At 73.7% G+C, this 24,118-nt stretch carries 20 protein-coding genes and 1 pseudogene; 13 read left to right on the plus strand and 8 right to left on the minus strand.

What is annotated here, in order from left to right; genetic code table 11:
* Positions 1–1,279: pseudogene (locus IH54_RS45225) on the minus strand (hypothetical protein); the annotation flags it as partial.
* Between the two features lie 321 nt (positions 1,280–1,600).
* On the opposite strand from IH54_RS45225, the gene IH54_RS0101745 reads away from it, so the two are divergent.
* Positions 1,601–2,077: a hemerythrin domain-containing protein gene (locus IH54_RS0101745; RefSeq protein ID WP_031512323.1), complete on the plus strand. Its 477-nt coding sequence runs from the start codon at positions 1,601–1,603 to the stop codon at positions 2,075–2,077.
* A gap of 55 nt (positions 2,078–2,132) precedes the next feature.
* On the opposite strand, the gene IH54_RS0101750 is transcribed toward IH54_RS0101745, so the two are convergent.
* Positions 2,133–2,486 carry a hypothetical protein gene (locus tag IH54_RS0101750; RefSeq protein WP_078861856.1) on the minus strand — a complete coding sequence of 118 codons (354 nt, stop codon included), beginning with the start codon at positions 2,484–2,486 and terminating at the stop codon, positions 2,133–2,135.
* Positions 2,487–2,673: 187 nt separating this feature from the next.
* On the minus strand, positions 2,674–3,540 hold the full coding sequence (locus tag IH54_RS0101755) for a haloalkane dehalogenase (protein ID WP_031512326.1): 867 nt from the start codon (positions 3,538–3,540) through the stop codon (positions 2,674–2,676).
* Positions 3,541–3,645: 105 nt separating this feature from the next.
* Between IH54_RS0101755 and IH54_RS0101760 the strand changes: the two genes are divergently transcribed.
* The 6 genes from IH54_RS0101760 (at position 3,646) to IH54_RS0101785 (ending at position 12,866) form a co-directional block, all read left to right on the plus strand.
* Positions 3,646–4,110 (plus strand): MarR family winged helix-turn-helix transcriptional regulator, encoded by a 465-nt coding sequence (locus IH54_RS0101760; RefSeq protein WP_031512328.1) that lies wholly within the window; start codon positions 3,646–3,648, stop codon positions 4,108–4,110.
* Between the two features lie 88 nt (positions 4,111–4,198).
* Complete coding sequence (locus IH54_RS45230; protein WP_031512329.1) at positions 4,199–4,948, plus strand: hypothetical protein; 750 nt, start codon at positions 4,199–4,201, stop codon at positions 4,946–4,948.
* 231 nt (positions 4,949–5,179) lie between these two features.
* Positions 5,180–8,779, plus strand: a complete 3,600-nt coding sequence (locus IH54_RS39210; RefSeq protein ID WP_234343317.1) for a choice-of-anchor D domain-containing protein — start codon at positions 5,180–5,182, stop codon at positions 8,777–8,779.
* A 900-nt stretch (positions 8,780–9,679) separates the two neighbouring features.
* The gene (locus tag IH54_RS0101775; protein WP_031512332.1) at positions 9,680–10,369 is read left to right on the plus strand and encodes a GNAT family N-acetyltransferase; all 690 of its coding nucleotides are present in this window, start codon (positions 9,680–9,682) and stop codon (positions 10,367–10,369) included.
* Between the two features lie 152 nt (positions 10,370–10,521).
* Entirely contained in the window at positions 10,522–11,160 is a 639-nt protein-coding gene (locus IH54_RS0101780; protein WP_420711696.1) for a TetR/AcrR family transcriptional regulator, read from the plus strand.
* Positions 11,161–11,342: 182 nt separating this feature from the next.
* Positions 11,343–12,866, plus strand: coding sequence for an MFS transporter (locus tag IH54_RS0101785; protein ID WP_031512335.1), 1,524 nt, complete (start codon positions 11,343–11,345; stop codon positions 12,864–12,866).
* A 64-nt stretch (positions 12,867–12,930) separates the two neighbouring features.
* On the opposite strand, the gene IH54_RS0101790 is transcribed toward IH54_RS0101785, so the two are convergent.
* Positions 12,931–13,392 (minus strand): DoxX family protein, encoded by a 462-nt coding sequence (locus tag IH54_RS0101790; RefSeq protein WP_031512336.1) that lies wholly within the window; start codon positions 13,390–13,392, stop codon positions 12,931–12,933.
* A gap of 229 nt (positions 13,393–13,621) precedes the next feature.
* Between IH54_RS0101790 and IH54_RS41285 the strand changes: the two genes are divergently transcribed.
* Complete coding sequence (locus IH54_RS41285) at positions 13,622–14,092, plus strand: helix-turn-helix domain-containing protein (RefSeq protein WP_107060073.1); 471 nt, start codon at positions 13,622–13,624, stop codon at positions 14,090–14,092.
* Positions 14,093–14,153: 61 nt separating this feature from the next.
* On the opposite strand, the gene IH54_RS0101800 is transcribed toward IH54_RS41285, so the two are convergent.
* Positions 14,154–15,146: an SAM-dependent methyltransferase gene (locus IH54_RS0101800; RefSeq protein WP_078861859.1), complete on the minus strand. Its 993-nt coding sequence runs from the start codon at positions 15,144–15,146 to the stop codon at positions 14,154–14,156.
* Between the two features lie 78 nt (positions 15,147–15,224).
* On the opposite strand from IH54_RS0101800, the gene IH54_RS0101805 reads away from it, so the two are divergent.
* Positions 15,225–15,866, plus strand: coding sequence for a helix-turn-helix domain-containing protein (locus IH54_RS0101805; protein ID WP_052396966.1), 642 nt, complete (start codon positions 15,225–15,227; stop codon positions 15,864–15,866).
* Positions 15,867–15,873: 7 nt separating this feature from the next.
* On the opposite strand, the gene IH54_RS41290 is transcribed toward IH54_RS0101805, so the two are convergent.
* Entirely contained in the window at positions 15,874–17,691 is a 1,818-nt protein-coding gene (locus IH54_RS41290) for an LppU/SCO3897 family protein (RefSeq protein ID WP_052396967.1), read from the minus strand.
* Positions 17,692–18,149: 458 nt separating this feature from the next.
* Between IH54_RS41290 and IH54_RS0101815 the strand changes: the two genes are divergently transcribed.
* The 3 genes from IH54_RS0101815 to IH54_RS0101825 all read left to right on the plus strand — a co-directional run bounded on the left by IH54_RS0101815 (position 18,150) and on the right by IH54_RS0101825 (position 20,745).
* Entirely contained in the window at positions 18,150–18,698 is a 549-nt protein-coding gene (locus IH54_RS0101815; protein ID WP_031512342.1) for a hypothetical protein, read from the plus strand.
* Positions 18,699–18,807: 109 nt separating this feature from the next.
* Positions 18,808–19,398 carry a hypothetical protein gene (locus IH54_RS0101820; protein ID WP_159011606.1) on the plus strand — a complete coding sequence of 197 codons (591 nt, stop codon included), beginning with the start codon at positions 18,808–18,810 and terminating at the stop codon, positions 19,396–19,398.
* 45 nt (positions 19,399–19,443) lie between these two features.
* On the plus strand, positions 19,444–20,745 hold the full coding sequence (locus IH54_RS0101825) for a PQQ-binding-like beta-propeller repeat protein (RefSeq protein ID WP_031512344.1): 1,302 nt from the start codon (positions 19,444–19,446) through the stop codon (positions 20,743–20,745).
* Between the two features lie 70 nt (positions 20,746–20,815).
* On the opposite strand, the gene katG is transcribed toward IH54_RS0101825, so the two are convergent.
* Positions 20,816–23,041, minus strand: coding sequence for a catalase/peroxidase HPI (katG, locus tag IH54_RS0101830; protein WP_031512346.1), 2,226 nt, complete (start codon positions 23,039–23,041; stop codon positions 20,816–20,818).
* A 182-nt stretch (positions 23,042–23,223) separates the two neighbouring features.
* On the opposite strand from katG, the gene IH54_RS0101835 reads away from it, so the two are divergent.
* Complete coding sequence (locus IH54_RS0101835; RefSeq protein WP_031512347.1) at positions 23,224–23,667, plus strand: Fur family transcriptional regulator; 444 nt, start codon at positions 23,224–23,226, stop codon at positions 23,665–23,667.
* On the opposite strand, the gene IH54_RS0101840 is transcribed toward IH54_RS0101835, so the two are convergent.
* On the minus strand, positions 23,651–24,103 hold the full coding sequence (locus IH54_RS0101840; RefSeq protein ID WP_031512349.1) for an SRPBCC family protein: 453 nt from the start codon (positions 24,101–24,103) through the stop codon (positions 23,651–23,653). The two genes, IH54_RS0101835 and IH54_RS0101840, sit on opposite strands and share 17 nt — an antisense overlap.
* Between the last annotated feature and the right edge of the window lie 15 nt (positions 24,104–24,118).

Consider the following 24,118-nt stretch of genomic DNA (forward strand, 5'->3'; position numbering starts at 1 on the left):
CCCCCGACACGGCACCACCCTCCGAACCCGCCCCCGACACGGCACCCCCCTCCGAACCCGCCCCCGGCACGGCACCACCCTCCGAACCCGGCCCCGACACGGCACCACCCTCCGAACCCGGCCCGGAAGCAGCACTCACGCCCGAACCGGCGCCCGCGTCCGCCGCGCCGTGCTCTCCCGAACCCCGCTCCGGAGCAGCACCCGCGCCCGCCCCCGGTGCGGGCCCCGAACTCCCGCTCGGCGGCGACCCGTCCGCGGCCGGCTCACCGGCAGCGCCCACCGGCACCTCCGCCACCAGCTCGGCGACCGCCGTGCGGTACCACTCCAGCGCGTCCAGGCCCGTGCGGCGGGCGGCGTCGCGGGCCGTGGCGCGGACCAGCGGGGAGGGGTCGGCGAGGTGGCGCGCGGCCTCGTCCGGGTGGCCCGCGCGGACCAGGGCGGTGAGGGCGAGAAGGCGCACGTCGCGGTCGACGGACGCGGCCAACCGGCGGAGCACGTCGGGGCGTTCGGTCCACAGCGCTTCGCGGGCGGCGGCTTGCGCGGCGGGCAGGCGGCAACGCCGCTCGGGGTCGCCGGTCGCGAGCGCCGCCAGCCGGTCGAGCGGCAGGCGGCCCGCGGCGACGGCGGTGCGCACGGCGAACGCGCGCAGCTGCGGATCAGGCGCGGACGTCAGCTCGTCCAGCACCGCACTGCCGGGCCCTGCGGTCAGCGCGGCCAGCACCTGCTGCCGGGCGAATTCGCCCCGGTCGCGCCGAGCCAGCAGCTCCGCGGCGAGGACGACGGGCGGCACGAACCGCCGCGGGTCGGCGTGCAGCAGGACGGCGAGCGCGCCGCGGGCACGGTCCCGTACCGGGCCGACCCAGTCGGCGGTGCGGAGTGCCAGGAAGACCACGAGCCCGGGCGGCACCTGCGGTTCGGCCAGCCGCGTCACGATCCGGCGTACGGCCGCCTCCCGGGTGTGGCCGTTCGCGGCGCAGGAGGCGAGGGCGAGCGCGAGCGGGCCGGTGTCGTACGGGAGGGAGTCGTGCGCCCGTTGCCCGGTGCCGGAGCGCGGAGGAATGACGGTGCGCAGTGCGCGGTCCAGGAAGAGCGCGGCGTGCGGCCTCCGGGCGAAGGCCCGCAGCCCGTGGTCCGCGAGCCCGACCGCCTCCAGGGCCCGTACCGCGTCCGCGAGCCGCACGCCCGCGTCGGGCCCGGGGTGGGCGGCCCGCGCCATGGCGTGGTCGAACCCCACGCGGACGTCGTAGATCTCGGCGGCGGAAGGCTGCGTACTCGGCATACCCCCATCGTGCCGGGCCCCGGGCCCTCGCCACCTGCCATTTTTCGGGCGCCCCGTCCCACGGGCGGCCGTCCTCCCGCGCCGGAGGCGCCGCCGCCCCGGGCCGGGGCGGGAGAGCCGGGCGTCCCGGGCCAGGGCGGGAAGGGGCCGGGCGGTCCGGGCCAGAACGGGGCCCGGCAGGACGGGCCCGGCAGGACGGGGCCCGGTGACGGGCGCGGTACGGTGAGGGGAGCGTCGCGTGCCGGTGGCAGACCGTGCCAGGCATGGAGGCGCCGGACCGAAGGAGCCCGACGATGCCCTCGTCGCACCCTTCGCTCTCGCGTGACTGAGCGCGAGACGACCAGGCTCGTCGCCTGGAACCACGAACTGCGCAGCGTGCACCGGCGGTTGCGGGAGGCGCTGGCCGTGACCCGCGCCTCCCTCACCGACAGCGCCCCCGAACGGGCCGAGGCGGCCACGCGTGAACTGCTGCTGTACTGCCACGGCTTCTGCGCCGCCCTCGACGGCCACCACCGGGGTGAGGACCGCACCCTCTTCCCCGCCGTCGCGGACGCGCATCCCGAACTACGGCCGGTGCTGCGCGCGCTGGAGCAGGACCACACGGTGATCGCCCAGCTGCTCGGCAGCCTGCGCGCCGCCGCGGACAGGTCCGCGCCGCCCGCGGAGCTGGCCCGCCACCTCGACGGCATCGCGGCGATCATGGAGAGCCACTTCCGCTACGAGGAGCGGAAGTTGCTCACCGTGCTCGAAGCCCTCGACCTGGCGGCCGAGCCCGGCGAGGTGTTGGGCCCGTTGTGAGCGGGGCGGGAGCCGCGGGGTCGGCGACCCCGCGGCTCCCGCCCACGGCCGCGGTTCAGCTGAAGACGACCGAGCGGAGCTTGAGCCGGTCGCTCGCCCGGCCGCCCGGGCGGAGGCTGTAGTAGTCGCCGTCGCAGTCCGGGCCGGTGAACATGGTGACCGTGCTGCCGGTGAAGTTCTGCGGGGCGAAGGCCGGGCCCGTGGACGCGGGGTCGGCCACCTCGGGCAGCGTGAGGCAGACGCGGCTGTCGGGGTCGAGGAGCACGCCCTCGGCGGGGTTGCCTGAGTCGTCGTCGTACGTGTAGCGGAATTCGCCCTGGGCGGCGTGCGCCGAGGACGTCGGCAGCGCGACGGCCAGGGCGAGGGAGGCGGCAGCGGCGGCGACCGCCTGGCGCAAACGAATCGACATTCGACACCTTCTGTGGTGGAGCGGCAAATATCAGCGCAAACACCATAGAAGGTCCGTCGGACGGCGAAACGTTCCTTTCGAGCCGCCCGCGCGGCGGATTCGTGCCGACACCCGCACGTACGCCGCATGTACGCCGCACGGCCCCGCCCTCCACGCCTACGCCGCACGGCCCTACCCCTCCGACACCTCAGCCCAGTCCCTCCTTCGCCGCCCACGCGGTGACCGCCGCCGCGATCTCGGCCGGGCGGTCCTCCGCCGCATGGTGGCCCGCCTCGCCGCAGGGGACCGTGGTCAGGGCGGCGATGTTGGCCGCGCACCAGGCCGCCGTCCGCTCGGTGACGGCGAGGGTCGGGGAGCCGGTGAAGGTCAGCAGGAGCTTGGGGACGTCGTGGGAGGAGGCGAGCCAGGGGCCGTACGCGGCGATGCGGGCGACGGTGTCCGCGGGCTCGCCGTCGATGGGCATCTGCCGGGCCCAGGCCAGGAGGGGGCGGCGGTCGGCCTCGGCCGGGTAGGGGGCGAGGAAGAGGTCGAGCTCGGGCTCGGTGAGGGGGGTCAGGACCCCGCGGGTGAGCGCCGAGCGGACGAGCTGGTTGTCGCCCGCGACCATGGCCTCGCCGGCGCCGGGGGTGCGCAGCGTGCGGGTGCGCTCGACGGCCTGCGGGGTGAGGTCGGCGCCGCTGAGGGGGCGCGGGAAGGTCTCGAAGAAGGCGATGCCCGCGACGCGTTCGGGGTGCCGCGCGGCCCAGTCGAAGGCGAGGACGCCGCCCCAGTCGTGCCCGACCAGCACGACCTTCTCCAGGCCGAGCGCGTCGAACCAGGCGTCGAGGTAGCGGGCGTGGTCGGCGAGGGAGTACGGGATGTCGGGCTTGCCGGAGCGGCCCATGCCGATGAGGTCGGGCGCGAGCACGCGGCGCCCGGCGAGGCCGGGGACGACCTTGCGCCAGGAGTGCGCGTTGCCGGGGTTGCCGTGCAGCAGGACGTACGGGGTACCGGGGGCGGCGGGCTCGAACTCCGCGTAGTGCAGGGTCGAGTCGAGTGCGTTGACGGTGGGCATGCGGCGCCTTCCCGAAGCGGACCAGAATGTTGGTCCGACGAACGTTTATGACGCCAACGAACGTACATCGTTAGTCCGACTAACGCAACGGCGTACACTTCCCCCATGACCGAAGCCGCCTCCTCCGCCCGCCGCACGCCCACCCGGCTGCGTACGCTGCCCAGTCGGCTGCTCGGGCTCGCCGGAATGTGGAGCGACCGGCGCGTCACCGACGGCCTCGCGGCGATCGGCGCGCACAAGTGGCACTACGCGGTGCTCGCCGCCCTCCAGGAGTACGGCCCCGCGAGCCAGGCGGCCCTGAGCGACCGCTCCGGCATCCACCGCTCCGACATGGTCGCGGCGATCAACGAACTCGCCGCCGAGGAGTACGTCGCCCGCGCGCCCGACCCCGCCGACCGCCGCCGCAACGTCATCACGATCACCCCCCGCGGCCGCCGCCGCCTCACCCGCATCGACGCCCTCCTGACCGACCTCCAGGACGACGTCCTCGCCCCCCTGAGCGCAGCCGAACGCACGGAGCTCACCCGCATGCTCGGCCTGCTGGTCGCGCACCACGGCGACGCGATGTGACCTGGGAAGAAGCGGAATCGCGGCGTACCGTCGAGCGCAGGACCCTGCTGGGGCGGGGTCGGGGACGGCGCCTGGGCGAGGAGCGGCCGTGATAACGGAACCGGAGCTGACAGACGGGGCGGACGACGAACCGGGGGAGGTCATCAGCGGCGGGGAGGAGGAGGCGCCGAGCCGCAGGGCGGCGGGGCGGCGGGCGTGGGTGTGGGGGGTGTGCGGGGCGCTCGTGGCGTCCGCGGTGTGGGGGGTGGGGGTGCGGGCGTGGCAGGCGCGGCATGACGGGCGGCCGGATCTGCACGGGTACGCGCTGGGGGGCAGCCCGTGCACGGGCGGGACGATGAAGCCGCTGCTCACGGCGCTGGGGACGACGGAGAGCGCGGTCGTCACACCGACGGACGCGCATCTGGGGAAGGCGGTCGACACCGCGCGCTGCACGATGGAGTTGTACGCGCCGGACGGCTCGGGGGGCCTGGACCTCTACCAGCTCGCGGTCACTGTCGACCTGCACAAGCGCAACGACCCGCGGGGGGAGTTCGAGGACTTGGCGGGTGTCGACCCGCAGACGCTGGCGCCCGCGGCGGACGTGCACCGGGTCGCCGGACTCGGGGACGAGGCGGTCGCGCAGGCGATGGACCGCAGCGAGGAGATCCAGGTCCTGCACGGCGGGGCGGTGTTCACGCTCACGCTCACCTGGTACGCGTCCGGTTCGGTCTCGGAGGACACGCCCGAGGCGGTGCGCGGCACGCTGCAGACAGCCGCCTCGGACGTCGGGCGGTTCGAGCCCGGGCTCGTCGGGGCGATGCGGAATGTCATGAAGGGCCAGCAGAAGTCCGGTCGTTGACCGGGTGACCGAGTGACCGGTTGCGGCGGGATCCTCCCCTCCGCCGGGCTTCCGCGCGCCTTCCTGTACGCTCGCCCACCTCAACGCAGAATCTTGCGCAAGAAAGTTACTTTCTATCAATGCTGAGCGCGGATATTGCGGTGGCGTATCCGCGACATTACGGTGCCCCTTGCGTCGACGCTCCATCCCCCACCGGTGCAGATCGGGATCTGTGCCCGAAAGGAGCACGTGATGTTCCGCATGTCCCCCCTCCCCCCACACCGCAGACGGCAGGGCCCGCCGGGCGGCGGCCCGCGGCTGCGCCGGGCGGTCGCGATCACCGGCACCACCGCGCTGCTGACCGGCGGCGGGCTGCTCGCCCTCGGCAGCTCGCCCGCGTACGCCGCCGGTGCCACCGGCGGAAGCGGTGCGAGCCTGCCCTACGTCGAGGTCCAGGCGGAGAGTTCCGCCACCAACGGCGCAGTGATCGGCCCCAGTTGGGCCGCCGGTCAACTCGCGGACGAGGCCTCGTACCGCAAGGCCGTGACGCTCTCGGGCAGCGGCAAGTACGTCACCTTCACCACGCCGGTGGCGACCAACTCGATCGACTTCCGCTACAGCATCCCGGACACCTCGGGCGGCTCCGTCTACACCGCGCCACTCTCCTTCTCGATCAACGGTGCCGCGCAGCCGGACTTCACGCTCACCAACGCCTACAGCTGGTACTACGGCAGCTACCCCTTCACCAACTCGCCGGGCAGCAACCCGCACCACTTCTACGACGAGGTCCACCGGCTGCTGCCGCAGACGTACCAGGCGGGCACCACCTTCACCCTTCAGGTGCCCTCCGGCGGCACCTCGACGACGATCGACTTCGCGGACTTCGAGCAGGTCGGCGGGGCGCTCGCGCAGCCGTCCGGCTCGGTGTCCGTGACGAGCAAGGGCGCGGACGCGACGGGCGCCGCCGACTCCACCGCGGCCTTCAACGCGGCCGTCGCGGCGGCCGGTTCCGGCGGCACGGTGTGGATCCCGCCGGGCACGTTCAAGATCCCCGGGCACATCGCCGTCAACAACGTGACGGTGGCCGGTGCGGGCATGTGGTACTCCACCGTGACGGGCGCCGCGCCCGGCTTCTACGGCGGCTACCAGCCCAACCCGAGCTCCAACGTCCACCTCAAGGACTTCGCGATCTTCGGCGACGTCCAGGAGCGCAACGACGGCGACCAGGTCAACGGCATCGGCGGCGCGCTCAGCAACTCCACCGTCGACCGGGTGTGGATCGACCACATGAAGGTCGGCGCCTGGATGGACGGGCCGATGGACAAGCTGACCTTCAGCGCCGTGCGGATCCGGGACACCACCGCGGACGGCATCAACTTCCACGGTGGCGTGACCAATTCGACGGTCACCAACAGCGAGATCCGCAACACCGGTGACGACGGCATCGCCACCTGGGCCGACTCCGCACTCGGCGCCGACGCCAACGACACCATCTCGAACAACACGGTCGAGACGCAGATCCTCGCCAACGGCATCGCCATCTACGGCGGCCACGACAACACGGTGAGCGGCAACCTGGTGCAGGACACCGGCCTGGCGCAGGGCGGCGGCATCCACGTCGGCCAGCGCTTCACCTCCACGCCGGTCGGCACCACCGACATCACCAACAACACGATCGTCCGGGCCGGCAGTCTCGACCCGAACTGGCAGTTCGGCGTGGGCGCGCTGTGGTTCGACGGCTCGCAGGGCGCGATCACCGGGCCGATCAACGTCAGCAACGCGCTGATCCAGCAGAGCCCGTACGAGGCCGTGCAGTGGGTCGAGGGCACCGTCTCCGGGGTGAACCTCAGCAACGTCACCATCGCCGGCACCGGCACCTTCGCGCTCCAGGAGCAGACCGGCGGCGCCGCGAAGTTCACCAACGTCACCGCCACCGGCGTGGGCGCGTCCAGCCCCGTCTACTCCTGCGAGGGCGGCAACTTCGCCGTCACCGACGGCGGCGGCAACTCCGGTATCTCCGGTACACCGTTCTGCGGCAGCTTCCCCACCCCGAACTTCCCGCCCTACCCGGTGACCGGTGTGACGGCGTCCCCGGGCGCCCTCAACTTCGGCTCGGTGGCGACGGGTTCGACCTCGGCCGCGCAGACCGTGACCGTCTCCAACCCGACCGGCTCGGCCGCGTCCGTCAGCGCGCTGGCCGCCACCGGCGACTTCGCGCAGACCAACACGTGCGGCAGCTCCGTTCCGGCCAACGGCTCCTGCACGGTCAGCGTCACCTTCAAGCCGACCGCGGCGGGGACGCGTACCGGAACACTCACCGTCACCGCGGGCGGCAACACCAGCACCGTCGCGCTGTCGGGCACCGGCACCGCGCCCGGCCCCGTGCTGAACGCCAACCCGGCGAGCCTGTCCTTCCCCGCCACGGTGGTCGGCGCCACCGCGGCCTCGCAGACCGTGACCGTCACCAACTCCGGCACCACCGCGGCCACCGTCTCCTCGGTGGCGGCGACCGGTGACTTCACCCAGTCCAACACCTGCTCCTCGCTCGCCGTCGGCGCGTCCTGCACCGTGACGGTCGCCTTCAAGCCCACCACGGGCGGCACCCGCAACGGCACCCTCACGCTCACCGGCAACGCCAACAACAGCCCCACCACGGTGGCGCTGAGCGGCGCGGGCATCGACAGCAGCACCGACATCGCGGCCGGCCGCCCGGCCACCGCCAGCTCCGTCAACGGCACCTTCGCGGCGGGCAACGTCACCGACGCGGACGCCTCCACCTACTGGGAGAGCGCCAACGGCTCCTTCCCGCAGTGGGTGCAGGTCGACCTCGGGCAGGCCACCGGCATCGGCAAGGTCACGCTGAAGCTGCCGCCGTCCACGGCGTGGGCGACCCGCAGCGAGACGCTGTCCGTGCAGGGTTCCACCGACGGTTCGAGCTTCAGCACGCTGTCGGCCTCCGCGGCGCGCACCTTCGACCCGAGCGCGAACAACAACACGGTGGACATCACCTTCCCGGCTGCCACCGCGCGCTACGTCCGCATCAACGTCACCGCCAACTCCGGCTGGAGCGCCGCCCAGTTGTCGGCTCTCCAGGTCTTCCCGAGCGGCGGCACCAGCCCGACGTCGGCGACGCTCGCGGCGAACCCGTCCTCGCTCACCTTCGCCACGCAGACGCCCGGCACCACCAGTGCCGCGCAGAACGTGACACTGACCAACACCGGTTCCGCGGCGGCCGCCATCTCCTCGGTCGCGGCCTCCGGCGACTTCTCGCAGACCAACACCTGCGGATCCTCGCTCGCGGCGAACGCCAGCTGCACGGTCGCGGTGAAGTTCGCCCCGACCGCGTCCGGTGCCCGCTCCGGCACCCTCACCGTCACCAGCAACGCGGGCAACAGCCCCACCACCGTGGCGCTCTCGGGCACCGGGACCGGCTCGGCGAACACCAACCTGGCGGCCGGGCGCACCACCAGCGAGTCCAGCCACACCGACGTCTACCCGTCGTCCAACCTCACGGACGGCAACCAGGCCAGCTACTGGGAGAGCGCCAACAACGCCTTCCCGCAGTGGGCGCAGGTCGACCTCGGCTCGGCGGCGAGCGTCAGCAAGGTCGTGCTCCAACTGCCCGCCGGCTGGGGTGCGCGCAACGAGACGCTGTCCGTGACCGGCAGCACCGACGGTTCGAGCTTCAGCACGCTCAAGGCGTCCGCGTCCTACGCGTTCACGCCGGGTGCGAACAACACCGTCACGATCACCTTCCCGGCCGCGACCGCGCGCTACGTGCGGGTGACGGTCACCGCCAACGACGGCTGGCCCGCGGCCCAGCTGTCCGAGCTGCAGGTCTGGAACGCCTGACCGTCCGGCCTGCGTGACGCACGGTGCCGCCGGGTGCACGGGACCCGGCGGCACCGTGCGTTGTCGTCGTTACGGGGGCTGCCCGGTGTTACGGGCATGCCCGGCGCCTCCGCCGCGGCGAGGAAGAGCCGCTCCTTGTCGCCGAAGTGCCCGTAGACGTCTGCTTGCCGACTCCCGCGGTCGCTGCGACCACGTCCGCACTCGCCCCGGCGAAGCCCTCGCGCAGGAAGGACGGTGAGCGCGGCCCGCAGGATCGCCTCACGCTTCGCCTCGCTGCGGCGCCCCGTCCTCCCGCCGCCGGAAGCCCGGTCGGTGCCGGGCGCGGACTGGCGGCCCGTCTTCCTGTTCAACGTCCCCGTCGCGCTCACCGCCCGCGCCGCGGGAGCGGCCCTGCTCCCGCCGGGCGGCTCCCCGGGCCCCGTACGGGCCGACCCGCGCGGCACCGCGCCCGCCGCCACGGGCATCGGGCTGCTCGTCCTGCCCCTGGCCCAGGGCCCGAGCTGCACTGGCCGGCGTGGTGCCTGCTGTCGCCCGCCGCCTCCCTCCCCGTCCTGGCCCTGCTCGTCGCCGACCAGCGCGGCCGCGGAGGGCGCGCCCCCGGGACGGCCCGCGGGCGGCCGTGCACCTGCCTCACACGTCCAGGACCCGCGGCACACGCAGCCCGTACCGTACGTCCGGAGTCCGTACCGCGTACGTTCGCCGCCGCCCCGCGCCCGCCCCGCCGGGCCCCCTCGCGCGGCGGTGGGCCGGAGCCGCCCGGCACGCAGGCGGTCGTGGCGCCCCAGGGCGGGAGGTTGCCGCAGCCGGTGGGCGGGGTTCCGCCGCCGCTGACGGTCCAGGTGAACCGGCCACGTATCGCCCTGGCCCTCCCCGGGCGGCAGCCCGTTACGCTCGTTCCTCGTGGGACGCACCCTGCGCGACATCCTGGACAGCGCCGCCCGCGGGCAATTCCCGGCGGCGGACGGCGGGACGACGATCGTGCCGCAGCACGGCGAGCGCGACGCCGGGGTCATCGCCTTCACCGCGCACGCGGTCGTCTTCACCGGCGAGGACCCCGCGTGGGTGCGCGCCCAGCTCGCCGCGGCCGACAGCGACCCGCTGGCCGCCGCGATGCATCCGCGCTTCCTGACCGCGCTGCTCGACCGCACCGGCCGCCGGACCGACACGATCGACCTGCTCACCGTCGCGTCCCCGCTGCCCGGCCCGCCCCCGCTCCCGCTCGTCGAGATCGACGACCCGGCGCACCCGCGGGTGGCCCGCGCCCTGGAGCACCGCGACGAGGTACGCGTCTGGGCGGCGGACGGCGACGGCAGGGACAGGGACAGGGACAGGGACAACGGCAGCAGCGTCGGCACCGGCACCGGCGTCCTCGTCCTCGGCCGCGGTGTCGCCGGCCGCTGGGAGGCCGCGGTCGAGGTCGACCCCGCCGCCCGCGGCCGGGGCCTCGGCGTCGCGCTCGCGACCGCCGCCCGCCATCTGGCCCCCGCCCCCGTGTGGGCCCAGCAGGCCCCGGGCAACGCCCGCGCCGTCCGCACCTTCCAGGCCGCGGGTTTCCGCCCGGTCGGCGCGGAGTCCCTGCACGTCCGCTGAGCCCCCTCGCGTGCGACGGACAGACCCGTGACGCAGGTCACTTTCCCGGCGGGAAATATCCGGGGACTCCCTCCCCGTTACATGCACGTGAATGAAAATCCGGGGAGCACTTCCCCGGTTCGCCGAGACGGACGTGGAAAGGGGTGACCGGCGTGACCACCGCGACAGAAGCGATCGAGACCGCGGGTCGTACCGCCCGTACCGAGGAGGCGGCCGGGGGAAGCAAGCCGCACCGGCCGCGGGCCGACGCGGTGCGCAACCGGGAGCGGATCGTCGCCGCCGCGCGGGACGCCTTCGTCGAGTACGGGCCCGAGGCGCCGCTCGACGAGATCGCCCGGCGCGCGGGCATCGGCAACGCGACCCTCTACCGGCACTTCGCCGACCGCCACGCGCTCGCGCACGCCGTGCAGCTGAGCGTCGTGACCCGCACCGCGGACAACGCGGCGGCGGAGGCGGCGAACGCCGCCACCGGTGACGCGCGCGCGGCGCTCGGCCGCTTCGCGCACGCCGCGGTCGACGAGAGGGTCGGCGCCCTGTGCGGCCTCCTGGTGGGCCGCGCCGAAGCCCGCTCCGCCGAACTGACCGTGCAGAAAGCGCGGTTGGAGGCGGCTCTCGACGAGCTGATGGCACGGGCCAGGAGCGGCGGTGCGCTGCGCGCCGACGTGACGCGTACCGACCTGATGGTCGTCCTCTCCCGCCTCACCCGTCCGCTGCCCGGCATCGACTGCCCGGGCGACGACATCCACCGCCACCTGCAGCTCTTCCTGGACGGCCTCACGAACCAGGAGTAATCCCGCACCAGCCCCAGCCGTACCTCCCGCGGGCGCAACGGAGCGCCCGGCCGCCGGCCGAACCCCCGACGCGAAGGCCCTGAGCCGAGCGCCCCGCCCCCCATTGCCTTTTTCCCCTGCGACCCGCCGCGAGCACACGAGCACCGCAGGACCACCGCACGCGTACCGAAGTGGATACCCTCATGCCCGGAACAGCAGTCCAGCCCGATCCGCGGCGCTGGAAAGCACTCGTCTTCATCTCCCTCGCCCAGCTGATGGTCGTGCTCGACTCGACCATCGTGAACATCGCGCTGCCGAGCGCCCAGCACGACCTCGGCATATCCGACGCCAACAAGCAGTGGGTCATCACCGCGTACGCGCTCGCCTTCGGCGGGCTGCTGCTCTTCGGCGGCCGCATCGCCGACCTGTGGGGGCGCAAGCGCGCCTTCGTCACCGGCCTGACCGGCTTCGCGCTGGCCTCCGCGCTCGGCGGCGCCGCGACCAACGAGGCGATGCTGCTCGGCTCACGCGCCGCGCAGGGCGTGTTCGGCGCGCTGCTCGCGCCCGCCGCGCTGTCGCTGCTCGCGACGACCTTCACCGACGCCAAGGAGCGCGCCAAGGCCTTCGGCATCTTCGGCGCCATCGCCGGCGGCGGCGGTGCGGTCGGCCTGCTGCTCGGCGGTGTGCTGACCGAATACCTCGACTGGCGCTGGACCTTCTTCGTCAACGTCCCCTTCGCGGTGATCGCCGCGCTCGGCGCCAACTTCGTGATCCGCGAGCCGGCCGGCGGCCGCAACCGCTCGCCGCTGGACATCCCCGGCGTGGTGCTGTCCAGCCTCGGCCTGATCTCCCTGGTCTACGGCTTCACCCGCGCGGAGTCCGCGGGCTGGGCGGCGGCCTCCACGATCGCGCTGCTGGTCGGCGCGGTGGTGCTGCTCGCGTCCTTCGTCGCCGTCGAGTCCCGGGTGCGCTTCCCGCTGCTGCCACTGCGCGTCGTCGGCAACCGCAACCGCGGTGGCGTCTACGCCTCGCTCGCGCTGGCCATCATCGGGATGTTCGGCGTCTTCCTCTTCCTCACCTACTACCTCCAGGTCGTCCAGGGCTACTCGGCCGTCCGCACCGGCTTCGCCTTCCTGCCGATGGTCACCGCCTTCGTGGTGGGCTCCACGCAGATCGGCGCCCGGCTGGTCAACCGGCTCCCCGCCCGCGCCCTGATGGCCCCCGGCTTCGCCACCGCCGCGGTCGCGATGCTGCTGCTGACCCGGCTCGGCGTCGGCTCCTCCTACCCGGGCGTGATCCTGCCGGGCCTGGTGCTGCTGGGCCTGGGCATGGGCACGGCCTTCATGCCGGCGATGTCGCTGGCCACCTCGGGCGTCGAGCCGCGTGACGCGGGTGTGGCGTCGGCGATGGTCAACACCTCGCAGCAGGTCGGCGGCGCGATCGGCACCGCGCTGCTGAACACGATCGCCGCCTCCGCGACCACCACCTACCTCGCCGCCCACCACGCGGCGACCCCGGCGGCCGCGCACCTCACCCAGTCCCACGCCCTGGTCCACGGCTACACCCACGCCATCTGGTGGGCCTTCGCGATCGAGGCCGCCGCGGCCCTGATCGCCCTGACCGTGGTCCGCGCCCCCCGTCCGTCCGCCGTCCGCATCGCCTCCAGCTCGGACACCCCGTCCGACAAGGCAGCGGAGGCCGACCAGCTCCCGATGGTCGTGCACTGACCCGAAGCGTGAAACCGCCCCCGCGACACACCTGTCGCGGGGGCGGTTCCGTGTCGCGGCGGGGTCAGGTCAGGCTGGCCTCCCGGGCTCGGTCGGGGTCGGTGGTGGAGGAGCGGTGGGGGAGGCGGGCGCGGGCGAGTTGCCAGGCGCCGGGGCCGGTCACCGCGAGCAGCAGCAGGCTCCAGCAGAACATCGCGGCCGCCTCGCCGCCGTTCTCGATCGGCCACAGCGCGCGCTTCTGGTGCACGGTGAAGTAGGCGTAGGCCATGGCGCCGGAGCCGAGGAAGGCCGCGGCGCGGGTGGCCCGGTCACCGGAGCCCGCGCACACGAGCAGCCCGCAGACCAGCTGGATGAGCCCGGCCCACCACGAGGGCCAGGCGCCCGCGTGCGGGCGGCCGCCCTCCGGGCCGCCGAACATGCCGAGCACGGTCGACCCGCCGTGGCAGGCGAAGAGCAGCCCGACCACGATGCGGTAGAGGGAGAGGACATAGGGGCGTGCGGTGTCGATCCGCTTGTCGAGATCCAAGGTGTGCTCCTTAGGTGTGGGGGGAGCAAGCGGTGCCGGTTCGGCGCAGGCGCCGCCTCGGCACCAGGAGATACGGACCCCGCCGCGAAGTTGTTCACCACAAAACGAAATTGCTCCCATCCGCCTCGCCGACCCCTCTGTTTCCGGCCATCACACGTGCCCGGAGAGGGGGCCACTCTTTCGGGGGATTCGGTGGACGGGGTGTGCGTAGTGGTGCGAAGCTCGGCGCATGACTGAGCCATTGGCCGCGCCGCCCGAGGGTCTGCTGATCAAGCAGGCCCAGATGGAGATGAACATCTCGCAACGGGAGGCCGCGCGGCGGGCCCGGATGAGCGAGGCGCGCTGGCGCCAGCTCGTGTCGGGCTACCAGCTGGTGCAGCGCACGTATGTCGCGGTGCGCAGCCCCGACAAGACGCTGGCGCGAATGGCGCGGGCGGTCGGGGTCACCGCCGAGCAGCTCGCCGGGGCGGGCCGGGAGGACGCGGCGCGGGCGCTGCGCGACGTCGAGCAGGAGGAGGCGGCGGAGGCCGCGGCCGAGCTCGCCGCGGCGGAGGCGCTGGGGGACAGCGGGCCCAGCCGGGTCGACGAGCGCTGGAATCTGGTCGAGGCGGTCCTGCGGCAGGCCCGCACCGGCCTCACGAAGGGCGAGTACGCGGTCCTCTCCGACCGCGTGACCTCGTACATGGCGCCGCGGGGCTGACGGACCGGGCCGGTACGGGGGCGGGTGAGCCCCCCGTACCGGCCCCGTACCGGCGGGCGGCTCAGCTCGGGCGGCGCCCTGCGTGGACGGTGACGCCCATCAGGAGGTACGCGTCCGGGCGGTGCAGGATGCTCTCGGGCGCGTCGGGGTCGGTCAGGGCGGCGAGGGTCTCGCGGTCGGCCGGCGAGAGCAGCTCACCGCCGACCTTCTCGCGGATACGCGTGAGGTGGGCGAGCAGGTAGTCCCGCCCGGCGGGGGTGAGCGGCGCGGGCAGGTCCAGCAGGCACGTGAAGCTCGTGACGCCGGTGAGCCCGGCGGCCCGCAGCAAGCCGGGCCAGTCCTCGACGACGGGCTTGCTGCCGGGCAGCTCGGCCCGCATCACGTCGAACCACTCCTCCTGCACGGCGTCCAGCCGCGCGGTGAGGCCCGGGGTGCCGCGGCCGATGTCGCGCGGCAGGAACCGCAGCGGCAGGCCGCCTTCGGCGACGGCGAGCAGGCCGCCGGGCCGCAGCACGGCCGCGAGCGCGTCGAGGGCGCCCTGCTGGTCGCCGAGGTGGTGCACGGCCTTGCTGCTCCACACCAGGTCGGCGGGGCCGAGGTCGGCGTCGAGGCCGCCGTTCAGCTCGGCGGCCCGCACGCTGATCCGCCCCTCCAGGCCGAGGGCGGCGGCGCGGGTGAGGGCACGGTCGAGCAGCGGCCGGGAGCCGTCGACGGCGACGGCCTCGGCGGCGCCGAACTCCTCCGCGAAGACGCAGGCCATGACACCCGGGCCGCTCCCGACGTCGAGCACCCGGCGCACCTCGTGAGCGGGGGTCCCGCCGTCGCCGTCGAGCAGTCCGTGCAGCCGGGCGGCGACGTCCCGCAGGGCCGGCAGCTGCAGCTCACCGGCGGCGACCAGGTGGTCGGACATCTCCTCCCAGTCGATCTCGGTGTCGTGTCCGTGGCCATGACCGTGAGCGTGGCCGTGTCCGCGACCGTGTCCTTGGCCTTGGCCTTGGCCGCCGTGGGCGTGACCGGCGCCGTGGCCGGGGGCGGGGTCCGTGTGAGGGCTCATGCCGGGCAGCGTGCACCCATGACGTACCGGACGGCAATTAATGTTGCCGTTTCCGGGACGGCGCGGTGGAATGCCCGTATGCCGATACCCGACCCCGAGCCCGAACGCGGCCACGCACCGTCCGAGCCGCCCTCCCACCGCGCCGTGCTCGACGAGGTCGGCCCGCGGCTGAAGCGGCTGCGGGCCCGGCGGGGCCTCACGCTGGCCGCGCTGTCCGAGACGACCGGCATCTCCAAGAGCACCCTGTCCCGGCTGGAGTCCGGCCTGCGCCGCCCCAGCCTGGAGCTGCTGCTGCCGCTCGCCGCGGCCTACCGGGTGCCGCTCGACGACCTGGTCGGCGCCCCGGAGGTGGGCGACCCGCGGGTGCGGCTGACCCCGCGCTCGCTGCCGGGCGGCGGCACGGTCGTCCCGCTGTCCAGCACGCCGGGACCGCTCCAGGCGTACAAGATGCTCGTCCCGGCCCGCACCGGCGAGCCGGAGCTGCGCACGCACGAGGGCTACGAGTGGCTGTACGTCCTGCACGGGCGGCTGCGGCTGGTACTGGCCGACCACGACCTGGTCCTCGGCCCCGGCGAGGCCGCGGAGTTCGACACACGCGTACCCCACTGGTTCAGCGGGGCGGACGGCCACCCGGTGGAGGTGCTCAGCCTCTTCGGCCGGCAGGGCGAGCGCATGCACGTCCGCGCCCGCCCCAGCCAGGCGCAGCCCAACGGTCACTGACGTACCGTCAGCGCTTGCGGTAGCACATCGTGTAGGCGAGCGACGGGTAGTCGTTGGGCTTCCAGGTGGTCCACGCGTCGTTGCCGCAGAAGGTCTTGGCGTTGTACTTGCCCGTGCGCCCGGTGACGATGACGTTCGCGGCCGAGCACGACACGGACTTCATGTGCGGCTGCGCGTACGTACCGGTGAACTTCAGGCACTCGTTGAGCACCGCGTGCCCGGCGTCGTCCGGGTAGACCATCGACAGGCACAGCGTGACGTCGAGGTCGGCGCGGCCGGAGATGCCGAAGTGCTCGGACCAGTCGTAGTCGCGCAGGCCCTTGCACTTGGCGGAGCTGGTGGTGCCGGTGTAGCGCGCGAGGACGGTGAACGCGCCGGTCTGGCAGTCGATCTCGTCCCAGTCGCTGGTGGCGCTGCTGCCGTACACGCAGTCGCCGGAGGAGGCGTGGTAGGCGGTGCCGTGGTCGTACTGGTAGCTCAGGCACAGCACGAGCCCGCGGACGGGGTAGCTGACGTTCCAGTCGTCGTCGGGAACGTTGTCGCAGCTGTGGGTGTCGCTCGTGCCGTGCAGCACGTCCACGGCCTTGAAGGTGCCCGACCCGCACATGGTGGAGGTCAGTTCGGGGTTGGAGGCGGTGCCGGAGTTGTCGAAGCAGTCGCCCGTCACGGCGTCGGCGACAGGGTCGGCGGAGGGCGAGTCGCTGGGCTCGTCGCTGCCGAAGTCACTGCCGCCGTCGGAGCTTCCGCCGTCCGAGCTTCCGCCGTCGGAGCTTGTGCTGTCGCTCTCGTCGTCGCTGCTGTCGCCGGGCATGGCCGGCAGCGACGGCAGCCCTGACGCGCTCACGGTGGGATCGGCGGAGGAGGACGAGTCGCCGTTCGTGCCGGCGGTCGCCACGCCGATGCCGATCACGAGGACCACGACGGCGATGATCGCGACCAGCTGGCCGTTCGCCGTACGCCACCAGGGCTGGTTCGCGGGTGTCGGCGCCGGAGGTATGCCCCCGCCGGGCGGCGGCGGGAAGCCGCCCGCGGCGAACCCGGGCGGCGGTCCCGGCGGCATGCCCGCACCGGCGGCCGGGCCGAAGCCGGGCGGCGGCGCCATGGCGGGCGGCGCGGCGGCGTTCAGCCGCTCGACGACGGTGTCGAGGCCGGGACCTGAGGCCTGCGCGGCCAGGCAGTCGGCGACGATCGAGGCCAGGACCGGGTCGGCGACTTGCGGGGCGGGCTGCTGCCAGCCGCCGCCCGCGGGGGCCGGCCGCCCGGTCGCGGCGAAGTGCAGCACCCGGCCGAGGGCCTGCACGGCGTCGGCGTCGGAGGGCACGGCGGCCATCGTGCTCCCCGGGCCGACCATGGGCTGGGTGATCCCGAAGTGCGTCAGCCGCGGGCCCTCGGGCGTCAGGAGCACCTGCGAGGGTTCGATTCCGGTGAGCTTGGCGCCCGCGGCCTGCACCGCGCGCAGCGCGTGCGCGAGGGCGAGGCCCACCTCCCGTACGGCGGCGGGCGGCAGCGGACCGCTGCCTGCGACGGAGGCGAGGGTCGGGGCGTCGGCGCTGCCGGTCGCGACCCACGGGACGTCGCTCTCGGTGTCGGCGGCGACGGGCGCGAGCGACGGGCCGGTGATGCGGCGGGCGCTCTCGACGTCGCGGCGGAACTGCTCGCGGTATTGCGGGTCGCCCGCGAGCCGGGCGTGCAGCACCGTCACCGTCGTCAGCCGCCCGTCCGGGCCGCGCCCGGCGAAGACCTGCCCGAGCCCGCTCGTGCCGAGCCTGCCCACCAGCTGATACGTACCGACCTGGGCCGGGTCGCCCGCCTTGAGCGGTTCCATCGCGTCTTCCCCCGTAGTTGGTTCATGGCGCCGCGGCCGGCGCTCCTACCGCGCCCCGCACGCCTGGTCCGGCGACTGCCGGTGCGCCTGCCGGAGTCCGCCCGGCGCGCCACCGGAGGTGGACACTGTGGCATTGACGGCCACGCGCGCGCCACTGCCCTGCCGCCCCGTACCAGGGCCGTACCGCTGCTGTGCCACGGCCGCGACACCGCCGGGACGGCGCCGCGACACCGCCGTGCTGTTGCCGTACCCGTTGCCGTGGTGCTGCCGCACCTGCCGCCGTACCCGTTGCCGCGCTGCTGCCGCACCTGCCGCCGTACCCGGTGCCGTACTCCGGACGGCGCTCCCGCGTGGCCGGGCGCGTGGGCCTGGCGTGTAGTGGGCTGTGTGCGGCCCCGCCCCCGCGCCCGCCGTACAACCCCCCACACACACCGTCACGACCGCCCGGAGGAAAAGCCGTGAGGCATCACGCCACCGCCACGACCGCCGTCGTCGCCCTGCTCGCCGCCACCGCGACCGCCTGCTCCGGCGGCAGCAGCACCAGCGGCAGCCATGACACCGGGACCGCCGCCACCGTGACCGCGAGCCCCGCGGGGCAGGCGGCGCAGTCCACGCCCGCGACGGTCACCACCAAGGACGTCTCGCCGTTCGGCAAGATCCTGGTCGGCGGCGCCAAGAACCGGACGCTCTACCTCTTCCTCGCCGACAAGAAGAACCAGTCGACCTGCACCGGCGCGTGCGCGAAGGTGTGGCCGCCGCTGCTGGTCAACGGCAAGCCGACGGCCTCCGGCGGCGCGGACTCCAAGAAGCTCGGCACCACGAAGCGTTCGGGCGGCGGCACCCAGGTCACGTACAACGGCCACCCGCTCTACCTCTTCGCCGCCGACACCAGCTCCGGCAACACCCGCGGCCAGGGCCTGAACAACTTCGGGGCCAAGTGGTACGTACTGGGCACCGACGGCAAGCAGATCACCACGTCCGGCTCGTCGAGCGGCGGTGGCTACTGACACGGAAGACACCGAAGACACGGACGTTCCGGCAGTTGACGCCCGGCAATTGACGCCCCGTCGTAGCCTGGGCGGGTAATCGAGGGGTCCGACAGGGGTGGGGACGGACATGGCACCGGCGTTGGCCAGAACGCGCTCAGCCGTGCCCGGCGTCGCGGTGATCGCGCCCGCGGCGGGGGGCCGGCTGCGGGTGCGGCACGGCGACGACGACGGCCACCACGAGCAGATCACCGCGGCGGCGGGCGCGTACCCGACCGCCGCGGGCACCGCACCGCCGGACGCCCCGGCAAAGGTGCTGGTCGGCACCTCGGGGACGTACGGCTTCACCGGCGCGCTGTCCGTCCCGGAGCAGCACCGGAGCTACCCAGCGGCGAAGGGCACCCGCTTCGGCGGGGCACTCCGGGCCGGGGACCGCGTCTCCGTCGTGCAGCAGCCCGAGCGGGCCCACGACACGAACGCGGACCCCGTCCCGGCGGACCGCTGCAAGGCGACGCCGCTGGTCCTCGACGCGCGCACCGGGCAGCGGCTGGGCGCCACCCCGCTGCCGCCGATCCCGATCGGCGGCGGGCTCTCGCCCCAGGTCGCCCGCTCACTCCAGCCCTGGGACGCCGCCGACGGCGTGGTGAGCGTGGTGAGCGTGGTGTGGGGTACGGACGGGATCGCCCGCCCGTCCGTCGGCGCGGTCGTGCCGGGGCATTGAGACGGGCCCCGGGGCCGGGGCAGACACCACAGGGGGACAACGGACATGGCAGGGAACAGGGGCCGCACCGCGGTCGCAGGCGTCGTCGCGGTCGTGGTCGCGGCGGGCGGGTGGCTGTGGGCGCGGCAGGGCGACGACCACCACGAGACGGTCACCACGGCGGCGGGCGCGTACCCGGCCGCCTTCGGCAGCGCGCCACCCGACGTGCCGGGCAGGGCGGTACGGCGCACGGCCGACTCGTACGGCGTGACCGGCGCGCTGTCGGTCGACGAGATCGCCGACCGGGATCTGCACCACGACGGCGTCGAGGCCCACGACCTGCACACCGGCAGGTCCTACTGGCGCTACACGCGCACAGGCGCCGACCTGGACCGCGTCGCGCTCGCCGGGACGGGCGACACGGTGGCCCTGTGGTGGGACGACGGCCTGATCACCGCCCTCGACGTCCGCACCGGCAAGCCGCGCTGGCGGCACACGCTCACCTACGGCGACCTGCCGGGCGACAACGGCGGCATCGCCGACCTGCGGATGACCGGCGACCTGGTGGTGGCGCAGCGCCGCGACGACCTCACGGCCTTCGACGCCGCGACCGGCAGGAAGCGGTGGACCGCCGAAACGCCGGAGGGCTGCGGCCAGACGTACGGCATGGTGCGGCTCATGGCGAAGACCGTGGTGACGGAGGGCATGTGCGGCAGGACCGGTGAACCTCAGGTCTTCGGCTTCGACGAGAACAGCGGCGCGCTGCGCTGGAAGCTGGAACAGAAATTCAAGTCCCTGCGGCCGGCCGACGACCACACCCTGATCACCAGCCTGTGGACGCACGAGGGCACCGCCGCCACGGTGGACATCTCCGGCGCGAAGCCCGCCGTCACCACCTTCCCGGTACGGCCCGACCAGCCGGCGGTCGGCGGCGGCGACGGCGTGCTGCTGTGCTCGGACAACAGAACGCAGAACGACGAGCACGAAGGCGCCCTCGTGGCGTTCGGCATCGGCGACCACCGGCAGCGCTGGACGGCCGGGCCCGCGGAGGGCCTGCGCTTCGGCAGCCCGCTGCTCGTCGGCAACCGCGTCTACGTCGTGCAGCAGCCGTCCCGGGTCGACCTGGACGACGACCTGAAGCCGCTGCTGGACGGCTACGACGCCCGGCTCGTCGTCCTCGACGCCGGCACCGGGCGGCAGTTGAGCAGCACCCCGCTGCCGCTGCCGGCGAAGGACACCACCCACCTCGACGTCGGCCCGGACGCGCAGCTCGCACCGCAGCAGGCGACGGGCGGCGTGGTGACCGTCGCGTGGGTGGGCCTCACCGGCACCGACGTCGTCAACGACCTGAGCGTCATGGGGCAGTAGCGGGAGCGGTACGTACACGGCGGGGCCCCGCGGTTCGGCCGAACCGCGGGGCCCCGTGGACCAGCAGACCTCAGACCAGGTCGAAGCGGTCCAGGTCCATGACCTTGGCCCAGGCCTGGACGAAGTCCGTGACGAACTTCTCCTTCGCGTCGTCGCTCGCGTAGACCTCGGCGAGCGCGCGCAGCTCGGAGTTCGAGCCGAAGACCAGGTCGGCGCGGCTGCCGGTCCACTTGACGGCACCGGCGGCGTCGCGGCCCTCGAAGGCCGTGGCGTCCGGGGAGGTGGCGTGCCAGGTGGTGTCCAGGTCCAGCAGGTTGACGAAGAAGTCGTTCGTCAGCGTGCCGGGCCGGTCGGTGAACACGCCCTGCTTCGAGGCGCCGTAGTTGGCGCCCAGCACGCGCAGGCCGCCGACCAGGACGGTCATCTCGGGCGCGCTCAGCGTCAGCAGGTTGGCGCGGTCGACCAGCAGGTACTCGGCCGGCAGCCGCTGGCCCTTGCCCACGTAGTTGCGGAAGCCGTCGGAGAGCGGCTCCAGCGCGGCGAAGGACTCGACGTCGGTCAGCTCCTGCGTGGTGTCCACGCGGCCCGGCGCGAACGGCACCTCGACGCTCACCCCGGCGTCCTTGGCGGCCTTCTCGACGCCGGCGGCACCGGCCAGCACGATCAGGTCGGCGAGCGAGACGCGCTTGCCGCCGGTCTGCGCGGAGTTGAAGGCCTCCTGGACGCCTTCGAGGGTGCGCAGCACGAGCGCCAGCTCGTCGGGCTGGTTGACCTCCCAGCCGCGCTGCGGCTCCAGGCGGATGCGGGCGCCGTTGGCGCCGCCGCGCTTGTCGCTGCCGCGGAAGGAGGACGCCGAGGCCCACGCGGTGGACACCAGCTGCGCGACGGTCAGGCCGGAGGCGAGCACCTGCTCCTTGAGCACGGCGGCGTCGGCGGCATCGATCTGCTCGTAGTCCGCGGCGGGCAGCGGGTCCTGCCAGATCAGCGTCTCGGACGGGACCTCGGGGCCGAGGTAGCGGGCGATCGGGCCCATGTCACGGTGCGTGAGCTTGTACCAGGCGCGGGCGAACGCGTCGGCGAACTCCGCCGGGTTGTCCTTGAAGCGCCGCGAGATCTGCTCGTAGGCCGGGTCGAAGCGCAGCGAGAGGTCGGTGGTGAGCATCGTCGGGGCGACGCGCTTGGCCGGGTCGAACGCGTCCGGCACGGTGTCCGCGCCGGCGCCGTCCTTGGGCCGCCACTGGTTGGCGCCCGCGGGGCTCTGGAAGAGCTCCCACTCGTAGCCGAAGAGGATCTCGAAGAAGCTGTTGTCCCAGGTGGTGGGGGTGTCCGTCCAGATGCCCTCGAGGCCGCTGGTGATCGCGTCGGCGCCCTTGCCGGTGCCGTGCGTGTTCGCCCAGCCCAGGCCCATGGCCTCGATCGGCGCGCCCTCGGGGGCCGGGCCGACGTTGTCGGCGGGGCCGGCGCCGTGGGTCTTGCCGAAGGTGTGGCCGCCGGCGATGAGGGCGACGGTCTCCTCGTCGTTCATCGCCATCCGGCGGAAGGTCTCGCGGATGTCGCGGGCGGCGGCGACCGGGTCCGGGTTGCCGTTGGGGCCCTCGGGGTTGACGTAGATCAGGCCCATCTGGACGGCGCCGAGCGGCTCCTCCAGCTCGCGGTCGCCGGTGTAGCGCTCGTCGCCGAGCCAGGTGGTCTCCGGGCCCCAGTAGACGTCCTCGTCGGCTTCCCACACGTCGGGGCGGCCGCCGGCGAAGCCGAAGGTCTCGAAGCCCATCTGCTCCAGGGCGACGTTGCCGGTGAGGATCAGCAGGTCGGCCCAGGACAGGTTCTGCCCGTACTTCTTCTTGACCGGCCACAGCAGGCGGCGGGCCTTGTCCAGGTTGCCGTTGTCGGGCCAGCTGTTGAGCGGGGCGAAGCGCTGCTGCCCGGCGCCGGCACCGCCGCGGCCGTCGCTGATGCGGTACGTGCCCGCGCTGTGCCAGGCCATCCGGATCATGAGCGGGCCGTAGTTGCCGAAGTCGGCCGGCCACCAGTCCTGCGAGGTCGTGAGCACCTCGGCGATGTCCTGCTTGACCGCGGCCAGGTCGAGGGAGAGGAAGGCCTCGCGGTAGTCGAAGTCCTCGCCCAGCGGGTTCGCCACCGCGGGGTTCTTCGCGAGGATCTTGAGGTTCAGCCGCTCGGGCCACCAGCCGCGGTTGCCGCCGCCCTGCGTGGGGTGCGGTGCGCGCCCGTGCGCGACGGGGCAGCCGCCGCCCGCGGCCACCGGTGCCGCCTCGAGTGCGTCGTGCTTCTCAGTCATTGTGAGGGTCCTTCCCGACCTGAGACTTGGCTTGTCACCGGAACCGATCCTACGATGGACACAGTCCAAGTCAAGAATTAACCCAGTCGTACACACCACCCAGTCGTACACATCATCGATTTTCTGACCGCACTTGGTAAACTCTTGGCTACCGGGAGCCTGACCCTGATTGGTGGACCCACATGAGCGACCTGCTGGAGCGGCTGCGCGGCCGCGGCTGGCGGATGACCTCGCAGCGGCGTGTGGTCGCGCAGGTCCTCGACGGCGACCACGTGCACCTCACGGCCGACGAGGTGCACGCGCGGGCCGCGCAGCTGCTGCCGGAGATCTCCCGGGCGACCGTCTACAACACGCTGGGCGAGCTGGTCTCGCTGGGCGAGGTGATCGAGGTCGCCACGGACGGCCGCGCCAAGCGGTACGACCCCAACGCCCACCACCCGCACCAGCACCTGGTGTGCTCGCGCTGCGGCACGGTCCGCGACGTCCACCCGGCGGGCAGCCCGCTGGCGGACCTGCCCCCGGCGGAACGGTTCGGCTTCACCGTCGAGACGGTGGAGGTCACCTACCGGGGGCTGTGCCCGTCGTGCGCGGCGGCGGCCCCCGCGGAGGTCAGTGCCAGTCGCTGATGTGCACGTCGCGGGGGTCGGGGGCGCCCTCGCCGGTCTCGACGAGCTGCTTGAGGCTCATCAGGAACGTCGCCCACTTGGTGCTGCAGTGGGACATGAACTCCACGGGCTCGCGCCAGCCCTCGTGCCGGAAGAGCACGATCGTGAAGTCGCCGTCACCGGCCTCGTGGCGCAGCTCCCAGGTGACGGTGGTGCCGATCCACTCCTCGGGGCCGTCCACCACCTCCCAGGCGACCCGGCGACCCGGGTCGGACCCGGTGACCTTCATGTCGAAGCCGCCGGTGCTGAAGCGGAAGGCGATGACGCCGCCGACGTCGGTGGAGCCGGTCGTCTTCTCCGCCCACCAGCCGGACAGGCCGTCGAGCGTGGTGAGGGCCGCGTAAACCTGGTCGGGGGTGGCGTCCTTGACGCCGATGCGGTGCAGGATGTCGGGCATGGCCGTGCCTTTCGC

It is taken from the genome of Streptomyces sp. NRRL F-5123 (assembly GCF_000721495.1).
In the GTDB taxonomy this organism is placed as follows: domain Bacteria; phylum Actinomycetota; class Actinomycetes; order Streptomycetales; family Streptomycetaceae; genus Actinacidiphila.

Coding starts and splice junctions, on each gene's coding strand:
- IH54_RS41290 (WP_052396967.1), bottom strand. CDS start 17,691: ATGGAACCGCTCAAGGCGGGCGACCCGGCCCAGGTCGGTACGTATCAG.
- IH54_RS0101755 (WP_031512326.1), bottom strand. CDS start 3,540: ATGCCCACCGTCAACGCACTCGACTCGACCCTGCACTACGCGGAGTTC.
- katG (WP_031512346.1), bottom strand. CDS start 23,041: ATGACTGAGAAGCACGACGCACTCGAGGCGGCACCGGTGGCCGCGGGC.
- IH54_RS0101825 (WP_031512344.1), top strand. CDS start 19,444: ATGGCAGGGAACAGGGGCCGCACCGCGGTCGCAGGCGTCGTCGCGGTC.
- IH54_RS0101760 (WP_031512328.1), top strand. CDS start 3,646: ATGACCGAAGCCGCCTCCTCCGCCCGCCGCACGCCCACCCGGCTGCGT.
- IH54_RS0101840 (WP_031512349.1), bottom strand. CDS start 24,103: ATGCCCGACATCCTGCACCGCATCGGCGTCAAGGACGCCACCCCCGAC.
- IH54_RS0101805 (WP_052396966.1), top strand. CDS start 15,225: ATGCCGATACCCGACCCCGAGCCCGAACGCGGCCACGCACCGTCCGAG.
- IH54_RS0101800 (WP_078861859.1), bottom strand. CDS start 15,146: ATGAGCCCTCACACGGACCCCGCCCCCGGCCACGGCGCCGGTCACGCC.
- IH54_RS0101835 (WP_031512347.1), top strand. CDS start 23,224: ATGAGCGACCTGCTGGAGCGGCTGCGCGGCCGCGGCTGGCGGATGACC.
- IH54_RS0101820 (WP_159011606.1), top strand. CDS start 18,808: ATGGCACCGGCGTTGGCCAGAACGCGCTCAGCCGTGCCCGGCGTCGCG.
- IH54_RS0101750 (WP_078861856.1), bottom strand. CDS start 2,486: ATGTCGATTCGTTTGCGCCAGGCGGTCGCCGCCGCTGCCGCCTCCCTC.
- IH54_RS39210 (WP_234343317.1), top strand. CDS start 5,180: ATGTTCCGCATGTCCCCCCTCCCCCCACACCGCAGACGGCAGGGCCCG.
- IH54_RS41285 (WP_107060073.1), top strand. CDS start 13,622: ATGACTGAGCCATTGGCCGCGCCGCCCGAGGGTCTGCTGATCAAGCAG.
- IH54_RS0101785 (WP_031512335.1), top strand. CDS start 11,343: ATGCCCGGAACAGCAGTCCAGCCCGATCCGCGGCGCTGGAAAGCACTC.